Raw genomic sequence first — 13,759 nt, 5'->3', positions numbered from 1 at the left:
AGAGTCAGCGCGAGGCGAGATGCGCGGTGATGGCGCGAAACGCGGCGAGCCAGCGATGATCGAGCGGAACGTCCATCGCCTTCGGCTGAGTCGCGAGCTTGACGATCACGGTATCGGAGGCCGCGTCGACATAGAGCCACTGGCCATGGATGCCGATCGCGGCGAGATCGTTGCGCGAGGGATCGATCGTGTACCATTTGCTGCGGTAGCGCGCGCCCGGGAAGATGTCGGCGAGATCGCCGTCCGCCCACGCCTTGTGATCGCCGTTCTCGTGGATGTCGTCGATCCACCAGCCCGGCACCACCTGCCGCCCCTGAACAGTGCCGCGGCAGCGGATCATCTCGCCGAACCGGATCAGGTCGCGTGGAGTGACCGAGAGCCCGCCCGCGATGCGGCCCATGCCGTGGCTATCGAGAGTCATCGAGGCATCCTCCTCCGCACCCATCGGTTGCCAGAGATATTCAGAGAGGATGCGCGGGTACGACTGGGCGCAGGCGCGCTCATAGACCCAGCCGAGCACTTCCGTGTTCGGCGAGACGTAGTGGAACACCTTGCCGTGTGGTTTGCCTGTGGCCCGCAGCGTCGTGAGATAGGCCCGTTGGTGACCGGCCTCGACACCGGGCGGCGGCACGTCCCAGCCCGAGGAGAAGCGATAGCGCGCGACGTCGCCGGCAGGGTCCTCGTAGTCCTCCTCGAACTTGATCGCGACCGCCATGTCGAGGACGTTGCGGACGGTGCAGGTGCCGTAGGCCGAATTCTCGAGCTCCGGCACATAGCGGACCACCCTCGCCTCCGGATCGACCAGGCCGCGTGCGGCGAGCACGCCGCCGAGCGTGCCGGCGATCGATTTGCTGATGGAGCAGACCAGGTGCGGCGTGGTCGTGCTCATGCCGTCGTCATACCATTCGTGGATCAGCGAGCCCCGGTGCATGACGAGCAGCGCATCGGCGAAGGTCTCGCGCAGCGTGGCCTCGATGGTGGTGGGATTGCCGTCAGGCGCCGTGAAGCCTAGCTTGGTCAGCTCACGCGGCGCGCTTGCGATCGGTGTCGGCTGCGCTGAGCGGCGGATTTCCGCTGTCGGCAGCACCTCACGGACGTGGGTGAACCCCCAACGGATGGCGGGGAAGCTGCGCCAGTTGGCACGCGTTACTTGGGCCTCGGGCGCAGCCGGGCTGCCGCGCATGATCTCGGTCGGTCGCATCTCGATCCTCCGATAGGCCGTCCCGACCTCGATGGCGGGAACGGCAGGACGAAAGTCTGCATCCGGGCGCGGCCGGGCGTTATCGAGATCCGGCAATATTTCGCTGGACACCGCCCGCGGCCGTGCCAGTCTGGCGCGGTTCTTGCTGGTCGGAGGGCCTTGCAAATTTCGAGCGTTGTCATGGGCTTGGACGCGACTCTTCCGACGCCAGGTTCGGCCGTCAGCCTGCTTCAGGCCAGCAGCACGGATGTCGATGAGCATTGCGCCACGCTCGGCCGCTGGCGGCTGAGCTATGACCAGATCAGCGCCGGCACTTTCGCAGGCAGTTTCACGCAGCTCTCGCTGCCCCGCCTCGAGGCGTTCCGCGAAATCACCAGCCAACAGGTCCGCCAGTACGGCCAACTCGGCGCTGGTAGCTTTGGCATCGGCCTGCCCTGGCACGCTACGGACGAGGTCAATTGCAATGGTGCCAGCGTCGCAGGTGCCAAGGTCATCGCCTGCATCGACGCCGAGGTCGATATGTGCACGCCGAAGGCATTTGAGCTGCGCGGCGTCGTCACCAGCGCTGGCCTGATCGAGGAGCTCGCCGCGCGTCTCGACATCGCGCTGCCACGCGCCGTCTGGCACCAGCTCTCCGTGATCGAGATGGCGGAGGCGCCGGTGGCGCGACTGCGCCGGCATCTCGCCGTGATCCACGACATCATCACGGTCGCACCAGAGTCGTTCAACGATCCGGCGGCGCAACTGGCGCTCGAGGACGCCCTCCTCGTCGAGATCATGGACATGCTGCCGACCGCACGCCCAAGCGATCCCGGACGCAGCGCCACGGCCCGCAAGCGGACCGTCGATCGCGCCCGCGAACTGATGCACGGCAGCGGCGATCGCTCGCTCTCGCTCTTGGAGGTGTGCAAGGCGGTTGGCGCGAGCCCACGCAAGCTCGGCTATTGCTTCCAGGAGGTCTTGGGCACGAGCCCGATGCACTATTGGCGTGCGATGCGCCTGAACCGCGTGCGGCGCGATCTCAAGCGCGCCGATGGCGCCAACACGTCCGTCTACGACATCGCCGTGCAGCACGGCTTCTGGCACTTCAGCCAGTTTTCGCTCGACTATAAGCGCCACTTCTCCGAGCTGCCCTCGGAGACCCTGCGGCGCGCCAGGCTTGTGGCCTAACCCGTATCAGCGATGCCGCAGCCGGCGGTTGACCCGGCGCGCGAGATAGTCGCCTGCGCTCTGGACGAGCTGCACCAGCGCGATCAGCACCACCACGACGGCCAGCATCATCTCCGGCATGAAGCGCTGGTAGCCGTAGCGAATGCCGAGATCGCCGAGCCCGCCGCCGCCGACCGCGCCGACCATGGCGGAGTAGCCGAGCAGGCTGACGACCGCGAGCGTCAGCGCCAGGAGCAGCCCCGGCAGTGCCTCGGGGATCAGCACCTTGAGCACGATCTGGAGCGGCGACGCGCCGAACGAGGACGCGGTCTCGATCAGCCCTGCATCGACCTCGCGGATTGCGGCTTCGACCAGGCGCGCGATGAACGGCGTCGAGGCGATCGTCAGCGGCACGATCGCCGCCGTCGATCCGATCGAGGTTCCGGCGACGAGCCGCGTGAACGGGATGATCGCCACGACGAGGATGATGAAGGGCGTGGAGCGCGTCGCATTGACGATGATGCCGAGCACGGCATTGATGACGGGCGCCGCGAACAGCTCGCCTTTCCGACTGGTCGCGAGGAAGACGCCAATCGGCAGGCCGAAGGCGGTGCCGAGCAACGCCGCGACCCCGACCATGAACAGGCTCTCGCCGGTGGCCTGGATGATCAGGTTGATGAGTTCAGGCGACATAGCCGAGCCGCTCCGCTGCGAATTGATATTGAGATAACCAGGCGAGCGCCCGCCCCACCGCGGCCTCGCCGCCGGGAATGCCAAGGGGAATGCCAAGCGTCAGTGAGCCGACATGCTGGCCGCCGATCTCGTCGATGCGGGCCGACAGCAGCGAGACGTCAAGGCCGAGCTCGCGCGCGAGCCGCGCGACCAGCGTATCGCCGGTCCCTGCGCCGCGCACCTGGACGCGGATGACGACCTGCCCGCCTGAAAGCGGTTCAGACACAAGCCGGCTCGCCAACGACACCGGCAGGCTGTCGCCGATCACCTCGGCCAGGAAGGACTGCGTGATCGGGTGTTGTGGATGGGTGAAGATGTCGGCGACATGGCCCTTTTCGACGATGCGGCCGCTATCCAGCACGACGACTTCGTTCGCGAGCTGACGGACGACTGACATCTCGTGCGTGATCAGCACGATGGTCACCCCGAGCTCGCGGTTGATGCTCGCGAGCAGATCGAGGATCGCACGCGTGGTCTGCGGATCGAGCGCCGAGGTTGCCTCGTCCGACAACAGCACGCTCGGCCGGGTCGCAAGCGCCCGCGCGATGCCGACCCGCTGCTTCTGGCCGCCGGACAGCTCCGAGGGATAGCGGTCGTGCTTGTCGGCGATGCCGACCAGCGCGAGCAACTCGGCCACGCGCGCCTTGATCTCTGCTTTCGGCCATCCCGCGATCTCCAGCGGCAGCGCGATGTTGGCGGCCGCCGTCCGCGATGACAGCAGGTTGAAGTGCTAGAAAATCATCCCGATCGAACGCTGCGCCAGTCGCAGCTCATGGCCGGCGAGTGCGGAGATGTCGCGGCCGTCGACGACGACGCGGCCCGTCGTCGGTTTTTCCAGCCCGTTGATCAGGCGGACCAGGCTCGACTTGCCGGCGCCCGAGCGGCCGATCACGCCGGTGATCGATCCGCGCGCGATGGCGAAATCGATGCCTTGCAGCGCATTGACGCCGGGTTTGCCGCGATAGGCCGGATAGAGCTTCGAGATGCCCTCGAAGCGGACCATCGTATCCGCCGGGACTGGGGCTTGTGATACCGCCTCACGAGGATCGATCGGCCGTCCGATGGCCAGGGATTGGTGCGCGTTCATCTTTTTCACAACGGATCGCCGGCTCGCAACGCCATGCAGGGTGCGAGGGCAAGTCGCTTCAAGCGACGGGGAAACAGCGTGGCAGACGGTTCCATCGGAAGCGCTGCACTGCAGCACACACCATCGCGCGTTCATGGCCGTCTGGCAATTTCAGATATTTTCTCCGCGGAGGAGAAATTTTCCAGATCCCTCCCCGCCGAAGAAAATTCATCCGCGGCGGGCGACCGGCGAGTCCCCTTACCGGACCATCTGCAACCAGGGCAGCACGATGAGCAGCAGCCCTGCGAAATAGATCAGCCCGAAGATCAGGCCAAAACTCCAGAACCGGCCTTTGCCGATATAGCCGCTGCCGAAATACATCGGCGCAGGTCCCGTCGCGTAGGGCGAGATCACGCCCATCAGGCCGAGCGAATACATGCAGAGCATGGCGAGCGTTCCGACCGGCAGGTCGGCGATGCCCGAGCCGACCGCGAGCACCACAGGCAGCACTGCGGCCGCGTGCGAGGTGATGCTGGAGAAGAAATAGTGGATCCAGAAGAACAGCGCGACCAGCAGGAGCATGGCGGTGGCCGGCGACAGGCCGGCAAGCGGCTTGGCGTATTCGTTGGCGAACCACTTGATGAAGCCGATCTCGTTGAGGCCCGAGGCCAGCGTCAAGAGCGAGGTGAAGTAGAAGAACACCTCCCAGGCGCTCTTCTCGGCCACGATGTCGGCAAACTCGATCACGCCGGTGACCAGCATCAGCGAGATCACGATGAACACGACGGTGGTGGCGTTGACGAAGTTCGAGCCGAGCAGTGGCACGTGGATGTCCGGGCTCGAGCCCGCGATCCACAGGAACATCGCGAGCACGATCAGGCAGAGCATGATCCATTCGTTGCGCGACATCGGGCCCATGCCTGCGAGCTCTTTCGCCGCCCATTCGGAGATTTCGGGGCTGCGCTTCACCTCAGGCCGGCACACGAGATAGCTGAGCAACGGGACGAGCAGCATCAGGACGATGCCGAGCGGCGCGAAGCCGATGAACCACTGGCCCCAGCTCACCTCGACCCCGACCGTCTTCTTGGCGATCGCGAGTGCCGCCGCATTGGGCGCAAGCGCGGTGAAGAACAGCGAGCTCGTGACAGCGGTCGCAGCAAAAGCGGTCCACATCACATAGGTGCCGATCTTGCCGGCGGTCGGTCCAGGCTCGGAGCCGTAGATGCGCGGGATGTTGCTGATGATGGGATAGACGATGCCGCCGCTGCGCGCGGTGTTGGACGGTGTCGCCGGCGCGAGCAGGAAATCCGACATCGCCACGGCATAACCGAGGCCGAGCGTATTGCGGCCGAGGCGTTGCACCAATACGAGCGCGATGCGGCGGCCGAGCGCGCTCTTGCGATAGCCGATCGAGAACACGAAGGCGCCGACGATCAGCCACACCGTGCTTTCGGCAAATCCCGCCAGCATCCAGCGCAGCGACTTGGTCGGGTCCGCATCGATATAGCCACTGATGCCAGCGACGGTCAGCCCGATCAGGCCGACCGCGCCGACCGGCATCGATTCCAGGATCAGGCCGGTGATGACCGCCGCGAATACTGCAAAATAGTGCCACTGGTTGACGTTGAGTCCCGCGGGAACCGGCCACAGATAGATCGCGAGCCACACGACGAGCGGCGCGATCAGTTTCCAGCGAAATCCTTTCGCCTCAGGCGCCTGCGAGCTGGCGTTCATGGGCCCTCCCCGTCGATTTCGTCGTATCTTGCCGGCTCGTCGGCCGGCGCGCTCTTGTCCCTATCGCGGCGTATACGAACTGTCCGCGGCCCGATCAATGGCCTGACATAGCGTTCTACCGTCCCTTGAACCGCGGCTTGCGGCGGCTCAGGAACGCTTCAACGCCCTCCTTGTGGTCCTCGGTGAGGCTCGCGAGCGCGTACTGGTCGACGTCCATGTGGCTGGCGAGATCGTCCAGCGCATGCGCGAGCCTGTTGACGGTGAGTTTGGTCATGGCGACCGAGAGCGGCGGCTGAGCGGCCACCTTGCGACCAAGGTCCATGGCGGCATCGAATGCCTTGCCAGGATCGACCACCTGCTCCACCAGGTGCCATTCGTAGGCCTCGTCCGCCGAGATGCGCTGGTCGGCCAGGATCACCGCCTGCTTGGTGCGGGCCGGGCCGATCAGATGCAGCATGCGCGGGATGCTCTGCCAGCTCATGTTCATGCCGAGCCCGATCTCAGGCACGCGTAGATGCGCATCGCGCCCCATCACGCGGAAGTCGAGCGCGACTGCGAGTGCCACGCCGCCGCCGACGCAAAAGCCCTCGATGGCCGCGATCGTGATCTGCTCCATCCCCTGCCAAGCCTGGGTCAGGCGCGGCCCGAGCTTCAAGTGCCGACGCAGCGTGCCGAGGTCCATGTCTTTGCGCGATCGGCCCTCGGCATCCTTCAGGTCGAAGCCGGCGCTGAAGCAGTTCACACTTCCCGTCAGCACCACGACGGAGGTCGCTGCATCATCCTCGAAGCTGCGCGCAGCCGCGGTGAGCTGCCGCAGCGCCTCCGGCGACAGCGCATTGATGCCATCGCCGCGGTCGAACCGCACAATCGCGATTCGCCCTTCGGGTCCGTGGCCCTTCTCGATCTTCACGAAGTCGGTCACCAGGCGCCTCCAAAGCACAATTTAGGTCGATGCTAGCGCACAAACGGCGTCACGAATACGTGGCCGGATTGCACTGCAACGAACGCTCGACAGGCAGGGAAGATTGCGCCTATCTTCCGCCCCATGAGCAGCGATCATGACCACCACCATCATCACGATCACGACCATTCGGAACTGTCCGAGACCGAGCTGCGCGTGCGCGCGCTCGAGACGATCCTGACCGAAAAGGGCTATGTCGAGCCGGCTGCTCTCGACGCCATCATCCAGGCCTATGAGACCAAGATCGGTCCGCATAACGGTGCGCGCGTCGTCGCCAAGGCCTGGACCGATCCTGCGTTCAAGAAGGCGCTGCTGGAGGATGGCAGCAAGGCGGTCGGCACGCTCGGCCATGTCAGCCGCGTCGGCGATCATCTCGTGGTGGTCGAGAACACGCCGCAGCGTCACAACATGGTCGTGTGCACGTTGTGCTCCTGCTACCCCTGGGAAATGCTGGGCTTGCCGCCCGTCTGGTACAAGGCTGCGCCCTACCGCTCCCGCGCGGTGAAGGATCCCCGCGGCGTGCTCGCCGACTTCGGCGTGACGATGCCGAAGGACGTCGAAATCAGGGTGTGGGATTCGACCGCCGAGACGCGCTTTCTGGTGCTTCCGATGCGCCCGGAAGGCACGGAGGGCTGGAGCGAGGAGCAGCTCGCCGAGCTCGTCACCCGCGATTCCATGATCGGCACCGGCTTTCCCAAGAAGCCCGGAGCTCCGTCATGAACGGCGTACACGACATGGGCGGCATGGACGGCTTCGGCAAGGTCGAGCCCGAGCCCAACGAGCCGATGTTCCACGCAGATTGGGAAGCCCGCGTGCTGGCGATGGTGCGCGCGATGGGCGCCGCCGGCGCCTTCAACATCGACACCTCGCGCTTCTATCGCGAGACGCTGCCGCCACACGTGTACCTCGCGAGCTCCTACTACAAGAAGTGGTTCCTCGGCCTCGAGGAGATGCTGATCGAGAAGGGCTATCTCACCAGGGAGGATGTCGCCGCCGGTCACGCGGTGCAGCCGGCGAAGGCGCTCAAGCACGGTAAGTTCGATCTCGACGATATCGAGCGCGTGATGGTGCGCGGCAAGTTCGCCCGCCCTGCCCCGGCGCCGGCCAAATTCAACATCGGCGACCGCGTGCGCGCGAAGAACATTCATCCGACCACGCATACGAGGCTGCCGCGCTATGTCCGCGGGCATGTCGGCGTGATTGAGCTGAACCATGGCTGTCACGTGTTCCCGGACTCTGCGGCGATGGACCTCGGCGAGAATCCGCAGTGGCTCTACACGGTTGTGTTCGAGGGCCGCGATCTCTGGGGCACCGACGGTGATCCGACCTCGAAGGTCTCGATCGACGCCTTCGAGCCCTATCTGGACCCGGCGTGATGAGCAGCACGGCTGCGGCCGCCGCGACCGCGGCGATTCCGAGCATTCCGCGCGATGACGACGGCCCGGTGTTCCGCGCGCCATGGGAAGCGCACGCCTTCGCGATGGCGCTCACCCTGCACGACCGCGGCCTGTTCACCTGGCCCGAATGGGCCGCCGCGCTCGCCGACGAGATCAAGCGGGCGCAAGCCGCGGGCGATCCCGACACCGGCGAGACCTACTATCTGCACTGGCTCGCCACGCTGGAAAAGCTCGTCGCAAGCAAGGGCGTCACTTCCGCGGAGGCCTTGCATCGTTACCGCGACGCCTGGGACCACGCCGCCGACCGCACCCCGCACGGCAAGCCGATCGAGCTGACGCCGGAGGATTTTGCGCGGTAGTTTTCTGCGCGTAGCGTGGGAGCTGTTCGCCTTAACCCGCACTGTCATTCCCCGCGCAAGCGGGGAATCCAGTACGCCGCGGCTTCTCCGTATCTGACAAGCGCCTCTGGAATACTGGATCACCCGCTTTCGCGGGTGATGACACCAAGTATTTGGCGTCAGCGTGCCGCCACGTACTCCGCCCATCCCTTCGCCCGCAGGCTGCACGCGGGGCACTCCCCGCAGCCATAGCCCCAATCGTGCTGCGCGCCGCGTTCGCCGAGATAGCAGGTGTGGGACTGCTCGCGGATGAGGTCGACGAGCGCGTCGCCGCCGAGGTCATGCGCCAGCTTCCAGGTCGCGGCCTTGTCGATCCACATCAACGGCGTATGCAGCTCAAACGTTTTCGCCATGCCGAGCGAGAGCGCGGCCTGCATGGCACGGATGGTCTCGTCGCGGCAATCGGGATAGCCGGAATAATCGGTCTCGCACATGCCACCGACTATGTGAGTGATGCCGCGACGGTAGGCCAGCGCTGCGGCAAAAGTCAGGAACACCAGGTTGCGGCCGGGCACGAAAGTGTTCGGCAGGCCATCCGCCCCCATCGCGATTTCGACGTCGCGCGTCAGTGCGGTCTCGGACATGGCCGCGAGCGTCGGAATCGACAGCGTGTGGCTCTCGCCGAGCTTGTCCGCCCACTCCGCGCGCACCGCCTTGAGGCCGTCTATAAGCCGTTCCCGGCAGGCGAGCTCGATCGCGTGGCGCTGGCCGTATTCGAACCCCAGCGTTTCCACGCGCGCAAAGCGGCTCAGCGCCCAGGCAAGGCAGGTTGTGGAATCCTGGCCGCCCGAGAACAGCACCAGCGCGGTTTCGGATGAAAATGCGTCGCTCATGGCCCGCGCTTTAGCACTGCGGGCGCGGCCCGCCAATCGGTGGAAATCGGCCCGTTCCGCCGCGTTGTGCTGGGAACGGAGGGCTGGTTTTGGCATAAGGCCTAAGAGTTAGGAGAATGGCCTGCAATGACCCCTTCCCGCGACATTTCACGCCTGATCGAGATCATGGCGGCGCTGCGCACGCCGGTGACCGGCTGCCCCTGGGACCTCGAGCAGAATTTTGCGACGATCGCCCCCTACACGATCGAGGAGGCATATGAGGTCGCCGACGCGATCACGCGAGGCGATCTCGACGATCTGCGCGAGGAGCTTGGGGATCTCCTGTTGCAGGTCGTGTACCATGCCCGGATGGCCGAGGAGCAGAATGCGTTCGCGTTCGGTGACGTCGTCGAGGCCATCACCCGCAAGATGATCCGACGCCACCCTCATGTGTTCGCCGACATGGACGGCAACCTCGCGCCCGCCCACGTCACGGAAGTCTGGGATCGCATCAAGGCCGAGGAGAAAGCCGAGCGCGCCGCGCGGCGGCCGCCGGAGGAGACCTCGCACAAGTCGCTCTTGTCGAGCGTGAAGGCCGGCCAGCCGGCGCTGACGCGCGCCATGGAGCTGCAGCGCAAGGCCTCAACCGTCGGCTTCGACTGGAACGATCCGCGCGCCGTGCTGCAAAAGATCCGCGAGGAAGCCGACGAGATCGAGGCGGCGCTGGACCGCAACGACAAGCAGGAGCTGGCAGAAGAAACCGGCGATCTCCTGTTCGCGCTGGTCAACCTCGCCCGCCATATCGACGCCGATCCGGAAAGCGCGCTACGGACCACCAACGCGAAATTCGAACGCCGCTTTGCCTATATCGAGCGCGCCCTGCAAGCGCAGGGCCGAACGCTGGAGCAGGCGTCGTTGGCGGAGATGGACGCGCTGTGGAATACGGCGAAGGGCGAGGAGAAGAAGGCTCCAGCAGTCGAGAAAAGCAAACAAGCCCGTCGCTAACTCTGATATCGTCCTGACGAACGCCAGGACGACAGACACTATGCCGCGTGATGCGGCACGGCATCGAACCGCGACACCACGAGGTCACGCTTGGTCTCGTCCACGCGCACGGTCATGTCGAAGCGGCCGTCGTGCAGCTCTTTCGCCAGCACCTCCGAATTGCGGTGCAACCAGGAGATTCCGGCACCGTCGGCGGCGTCGATCGACAGGTCGAGCGTGGTGCGCTTGGTCGCGAGCCGCTCCTCGATCGTGACGAGCAGCGCGTCGATCCCCTCGCCTGAGGTGGCCGAGACCAGCATCGCCGGATGATCGGCCGGCCGGCGCGCGGCGATGTTGAGCAACTCCTCGCGCTGCTCCGCATCGAAGCGATCGACCTTGTTCCAGACCTCGATGATGCGGCCGGAGTCGTCGGGGTTGATGCCGAGCTGGCGCAGCACCGCATCGACGTCGCTCTGCTGCGCCTCGGCGTCCTCATGCGAGATGTCGCGGACGTGCAGGATGACGTCGGCTTCCAGCACCTCCTCCAGCGTCGCGCGGAAGGCGGCCACGAGCTGCGTCGGCAGATTTGAAATGAAACCGACGGTGTCGGACAGCATCGCCTTGCCGCCATGCGGCAAGTTGAGCGCGCGCAGGGTCGGATCGAGCGTGGCGAACAGCATGTCGGCGGCCTGCACGTCCGCGCGCGTCAGGCGGTTGAACAGCGTCGACTTGCCGGCATTGGTGTAGCCGACCAGCGCCACGACGCGATACGGCACGCGCTGGCGGCCGGCGCGGTGCAGGCGGCGCGTCGCCTGCACTTTCCTCAATTCGTTCTCGAGCCTGGAAATGCGCTCGGAGATCAGACGGCGGTCGGCCTCGATCTGGGTCTCACCGGGGCCGCCCATGAAGCCGAAGCCGCCGCGCTGGCGTTCGAGATGGGTCCAGGATCGCACCAGGCGCGAGCGCTGATAGTTCAGATGCGCGAGCTCGACCTGGAGCGCGCCTTCCTTGGTCTTGGCGCGGCGGCCGAAGATCTCGAGGATCAGCCCGGTGCGGTCGAGCACCTTGGCGTTCCACGCCTTCTCGAGATTGCGCTGCTGGATGGGCGACAGCGCACAGTCCATCACGACGAGGTCGACCTCCAGGCTCTTGATCAGCCCGGTAATCTCTTCGACCTTGCCCTTGCCGATATAGGTCGCAGGCCGGATCTGGCTGATCGGCGCGATGATGGCATCCGCAATGACGAGATCAATCGCGCGCGCAAGGCCCGCGGCTTCGTCGAGCCGGGCTTCTGCATCGCGCAGGACATGACCGTCCGATTGCGCGTCGGCTCCGCCCGCGCGCACCCGCGTGTAGGGGCCGATGACCAGCACCCGCCCCGTCGGTTTAGCCCCTGCCGACCGCGGACGGTCGGCATCCCCGTCGAAATTCCGGGGTTCCAATCAGATCACTCTCAAGCCGGCTGGTCCTCGCCGCCTTCGAACAACTGGATCGGAGCTCCCGGCATGATGGTCGAGATCGCATGCTTGTAGACAAGCTGCGAGTGACCGTCGCGCCGGAGCAGCAAACAGAAATTGTCGAACCAGGTCACGATGCCCTGGAGCTTCACTCCGTTGACCAGAAAGATCGTCAGTGGCGTCTTGGTTTTGCGAACGTGATTAAGGAAGGTGTCCTGTAGGTTTTGTGCGCGGTCTGCCGCCATTGTTTTTATCTCGCTTTGAGTTTCTTTTTATTGCGCCGGTTGCGGCCCTCTTTTGAAATTCGAGGCCTCGTCCGGTTGCCGGCCCTCATGAGATCCCCCTCGGAGGGCCAGCGGTTCGATTAGAGGACAGGTGGACTTATTAGGCAAGCCGCTTCACGCGGCACAGCCCGTCCTACTGGACCGAAAAATTACGGAAATCGATGGTTTTCCTCGGATATTGTGAACGTGTGGCCGTGAGGTCGCGGCCCTCAACCGACGCCGAGGGCCTTCAACTTCCGGTGTAGGGCCGAGCGCTCCATGCCGACGAACTCAGCCGTGCGCGAGATATTGCCGGAAAAGCGGCTGATCTGCGCAATTAGATAGTCGCGTTCGAACACTTCCCGCGCCTCGCGCAGCGGCAGGCCCATGATGTGCTCGCCATTGTTGCTGGTCGGCATCGCCGGCACCATGGAGCCGACGTCCTGCGGCAGCATGTCGGCGGTGATGATCACCTCCGGACCGCCTGCGGCGAGAATCATGACTCTCTCAACGTTGTTGCGGAGCTGGCGCACATTGCCGGGCCAGACGTGCGATTGCAGCACCGCCATAGCGTCCTGCCCGATCTGGCGCTTGGGCAGGCCGCTGCCGGCCGAGATCTGCTCCATGAAATAATCGATCAATTCCGGAATATCCTCGCGCCGCTCCGACAGCGCAGGCACGCGGATCGGCACCACCGAGAGGCGATGATAGAGGTCCTCGCGGAAATGGCCGGCCGCGATCTCCTCCTCCAGGTTGCGCGCGGTTGAGGAGATGATGCGCACGTCGACCTGCACCTTGGCGGTGCCACCGACGCGCTGGAACGACTGCTCGACCAGCACGCGCAGGATCTTGTTCTGGGTCTCGCGCGGCATGTCCGCGATCTCGTCGATGAACAGCGTGCCGCCATGGGCCTCTTCGAGCGCGCCCGATTTGCGCGGCTGCTCGCCGTTGGTCTGCTCGATGCCGAACAGCTCGTGCTCCATGCGCTCGGGCGTGATCGCCGCCGCGTTGATCACCACGAACGGACCATCGGCGCGGCCGGAGGCCGCGTGCAGCGTGCGCGCGGTGAGCTCTTTGCCGGCGCCGGCGGGGCCGACGATCAGGATGCGGCTATTAGCCTTGGCCGCACGCTCGATGGTCTGGCGGAGTTGGTTCATGCTGGGCGAGCGGCCGACGAGCTGGCTTGCGCTCGGCGCGAGTTGCTTCAGCTCCTTGACCTCGCGCTTGAGCCGGGAGTTTTCCAGCGCGCGTGTCGCCACCAGGATCAGGCGGTCTGCCTTGAACGGCTTCTCGATGAAGTCGTAGGCGCCCCGCTTGATCGCGGCCACCGCGGTCTCGATGTTGCCGTGGCCCGAGATCATGACGACCGGCAGGTCGGCATTGTCCTTCTTGACCTGCTCGAGGAGCTGCAATCCGTCCAGCTTGGAGCCCTGCAGCCAGATGTCGAGAAACACCAGATGCGGTCTGCGGTTGGCGATTTCGGCGAGCGCCGTATCGCTGTCGCGCGCGGTCCGGGTCACGAACCCCTCGTCCTCGAGAATGCCCGCAACGAGATCCCGAATATCGGCCTCATCATCGACAATCAGAATTTCACTAGCCATGGGT

13 protein-coding genes and 1 pseudogene are annotated in these 13,759 nt (G+C 65.3%); 5 read left to right on the top strand and 9 right to left on the bottom strand.

Going from position 1 to position 13,759, the window contains the following annotated elements; translation table 11 throughout:
• Nucleotides 1–4 precede the first annotated feature (4 nt).
• The gene (locus MTR72_RS32775) at nucleotides 5–1,201 is read right to left on the bottom strand and encodes a serine hydrolase domain-containing protein (RefSeq protein WP_280963930.1); all 1,197 of its coding nucleotides are present in this window, start codon (nucleotides 1,199–1,201) and stop codon (nucleotides 5–7) included.
• Nucleotides 1,202–1,381: 180 nt separating this feature from the next.
• On the opposite strand from MTR72_RS32775, the gene MTR72_RS32770 reads away from it, so the two are divergent.
• On the top strand, nucleotides 1,382–2,371 hold the full coding sequence (locus MTR72_RS32770; protein ID WP_280963931.1) for a helix-turn-helix domain-containing protein: 990 nt from the start codon (nucleotides 1,382–1,384) through the stop codon (nucleotides 2,369–2,371).
• A gap of 6 nt (nucleotides 2,372–2,377) precedes the next feature.
• Here the strand turns inward: MTR72_RS32770 and MTR72_RS32765 are convergent, their stop codons facing one another.
• The 4 genes and pseudogenes from MTR72_RS32765 to MTR72_RS32750 form a co-directional block, all read right to left on the bottom strand.
• Nucleotides 2,378–3,043: a methionine ABC transporter permease gene (locus MTR72_RS32765; protein ID WP_280963932.1), complete on the bottom strand. Its 666-nt coding sequence runs from the start codon at nucleotides 3,041–3,043 to the stop codon at nucleotides 2,378–2,380.
• Nucleotides 3,033–4,169 (bottom strand): annotated as a pseudogene (locus MTR72_RS32760) (methionine ABC transporter ATP-binding protein). The gene MTR72_RS32765 and the pseudogene MTR72_RS32760 overlap by 11 nt, the downstream one beginning before the upstream one ends.
• Nucleotides 4,170–4,406: 237 nt before the next feature.
• Complete coding sequence (locus MTR72_RS32755; RefSeq protein WP_280963933.1) at nucleotides 4,407–5,882, bottom strand: DASS family sodium-coupled anion symporter; 1,476 nt, start codon at nucleotides 5,880–5,882, stop codon at nucleotides 4,407–4,409.
• Nucleotides 5,883–5,997: 115 nt separating this feature from the next.
• Nucleotides 5,998–6,804, bottom strand: a complete 807-nt coding sequence (locus MTR72_RS32750; protein ID WP_280963934.1) for an enoyl-CoA hydratase/isomerase family protein — start codon at nucleotides 6,802–6,804, stop codon at nucleotides 5,998–6,000.
• 123 nt (nucleotides 6,805–6,927) lie between these two features.
• Here MTR72_RS32750 and nthA point away from each other — a divergent pair, with 123 nt between their 5' ends.
• The 3 genes from nthA to MTR72_RS32735 are packed head-to-tail and all read left to right on the top strand — an operon-like array spanning nucleotide 6,928 to nucleotide 8,599.
• Nucleotides 6,928–7,563: a nitrile hydratase subunit alpha gene (nthA, locus tag MTR72_RS32745; RefSeq protein ID WP_280963935.1), complete on the top strand. Its 636-nt coding sequence runs from the start codon at nucleotides 6,928–6,930 to the stop codon at nucleotides 7,561–7,563.
• Nucleotides 7,560–8,219, top strand: coding sequence for a nitrile hydratase subunit beta (nthB, locus tag MTR72_RS32740; protein WP_280963936.1), 660 nt, complete (start codon nucleotides 7,560–7,562; stop codon nucleotides 8,217–8,219). Before nthA ends, nthB begins: the two co-directional genes overlap by 4 nt.
• Nucleotides 8,219–8,599, top strand: a complete 381-nt coding sequence (locus MTR72_RS32735; RefSeq protein WP_280963937.1) for a nitrile hydratase accessory protein — start codon at nucleotides 8,219–8,221, stop codon at nucleotides 8,597–8,599. The genes nthB and MTR72_RS32735 overlap by 1 nt, the downstream gene beginning before the upstream one ends.
• A gap of 158 nt (nucleotides 8,600–8,757) precedes the next feature.
• Here the strand turns inward: MTR72_RS32735 and queC are convergent, their stop codons facing one another.
• Nucleotides 8,758–9,471, bottom strand: a complete 714-nt coding sequence (gene queC, locus MTR72_RS32730; protein ID WP_280963938.1) for a 7-cyano-7-deazaguanine synthase QueC — start codon at nucleotides 9,469–9,471, stop codon at nucleotides 8,758–8,760.
• Nucleotides 9,472–9,597: 126 nt separating this feature from the next.
• Between queC and mazG the strand changes: the two genes are divergently transcribed.
• Nucleotides 9,598–10,455, top strand: a complete 858-nt coding sequence (mazG, locus tag MTR72_RS32725; protein WP_280963939.1) for a nucleoside triphosphate pyrophosphohydrolase — start codon at nucleotides 9,598–9,600, stop codon at nucleotides 10,453–10,455.
• Nucleotides 10,456–10,493: 38 nt separating this feature from the next.
• Here the strand turns inward: mazG and hflX are convergent, their stop codons facing one another.
• From hflX to ntrX, 3 genes are all read right to left on the bottom strand, one after another.
• Nucleotides 10,494–11,876: a GTPase HflX gene (gene hflX / locus MTR72_RS32720; protein ID WP_280963940.1), complete on the bottom strand. Its 1,383-nt coding sequence runs from the start codon at nucleotides 11,874–11,876 to the stop codon at nucleotides 10,494–10,496.
• A gap of 11 nt (nucleotides 11,877–11,887) precedes the next feature.
• Nucleotides 11,888–12,136: an RNA chaperone Hfq gene (gene hfq / locus MTR72_RS32715; protein WP_007591126.1), complete on the bottom strand. Its 249-nt coding sequence runs from the start codon at nucleotides 12,134–12,136 to the stop codon at nucleotides 11,888–11,890.
• 248 nt (nucleotides 12,137–12,384) lie between these two features.
• On the bottom strand, nucleotides 12,385–13,755 hold the full coding sequence (gene ntrX, locus MTR72_RS32710) for a nitrogen assimilation response regulator NtrX (protein WP_280963946.1): 1,371 nt from the start codon (nucleotides 13,753–13,755) through the stop codon (nucleotides 12,385–12,387).
• Nucleotides 13,756–13,759: the final 4 nt, after the last annotated feature.

The organism is Bradyrhizobium sp. ISRA442 (assembly GCF_038085055.1).
Classification (GTDB): Bacteria; Pseudomonadota; Alphaproteobacteria; order Rhizobiales; family Xanthobacteraceae; genus Bradyrhizobium.
This window is presented reverse-complemented; position numbering and strand designations above follow the sequence as displayed.

Coding starts and splice junctions, on each gene's coding strand:
- MTR72_RS32775 (WP_280963930.1), bottom strand. CDS start 1,201: ATGCGACCGACCGAGATCATGCGCGGCAGCCCGGCTGCGCCCGAGGCC.
- MTR72_RS32770 (WP_280963931.1), top strand. CDS start 1,382: ATGGGCTTGGACGCGACTCTTCCGACGCCAGGTTCGGCCGTCAGCCTG.
- MTR72_RS32765 (WP_280963932.1), bottom strand. CDS start 3,043: ATGTCGCCTGAACTCATCAACCTGATCATCCAGGCCACCGGCGAGAGC.
- MTR72_RS32755 (WP_280963933.1), bottom strand. CDS start 5,882: ATGAACGCCAGCTCGCAGGCGCCTGAGGCGAAAGGATTTCGCTGGAAA.
- nthA (WP_280963935.1), top strand. CDS start 6,928: ATGAGCAGCGATCATGACCACCACCATCATCACGATCACGACCATTCG.
- nthB (WP_280963936.1), top strand. CDS start 7,560: ATGAACGGCGTACACGACATGGGCGGCATGGACGGCTTCGGCAAGGTC.
- MTR72_RS32735 (WP_280963937.1), top strand. CDS start 8,219: ATGAGCAGCACGGCTGCGGCCGCCGCGACCGCGGCGATTCCGAGCATT.
- queC (WP_280963938.1), bottom strand. CDS start 9,471: ATGAGCGACGCATTTTCATCCGAAACCGCGCTGGTGCTGTTCTCGGGC.
- mazG (WP_280963939.1), top strand. CDS start 9,598: ATGACCCCTTCCCGCGACATTTCACGCCTGATCGAGATCATGGCGGCG.
- hfq (WP_007591126.1), bottom strand. CDS start 12,136: ATGGCGGCAGACCGCGCACAAAACCTACAGGACACCTTCCTTAATCAC.
- ntrX (WP_280963946.1), bottom strand. CDS start 13,755: ATGGCTAGTGAAATTCTGATTGTCGATGATGAGGCCGATATTCGGGAT.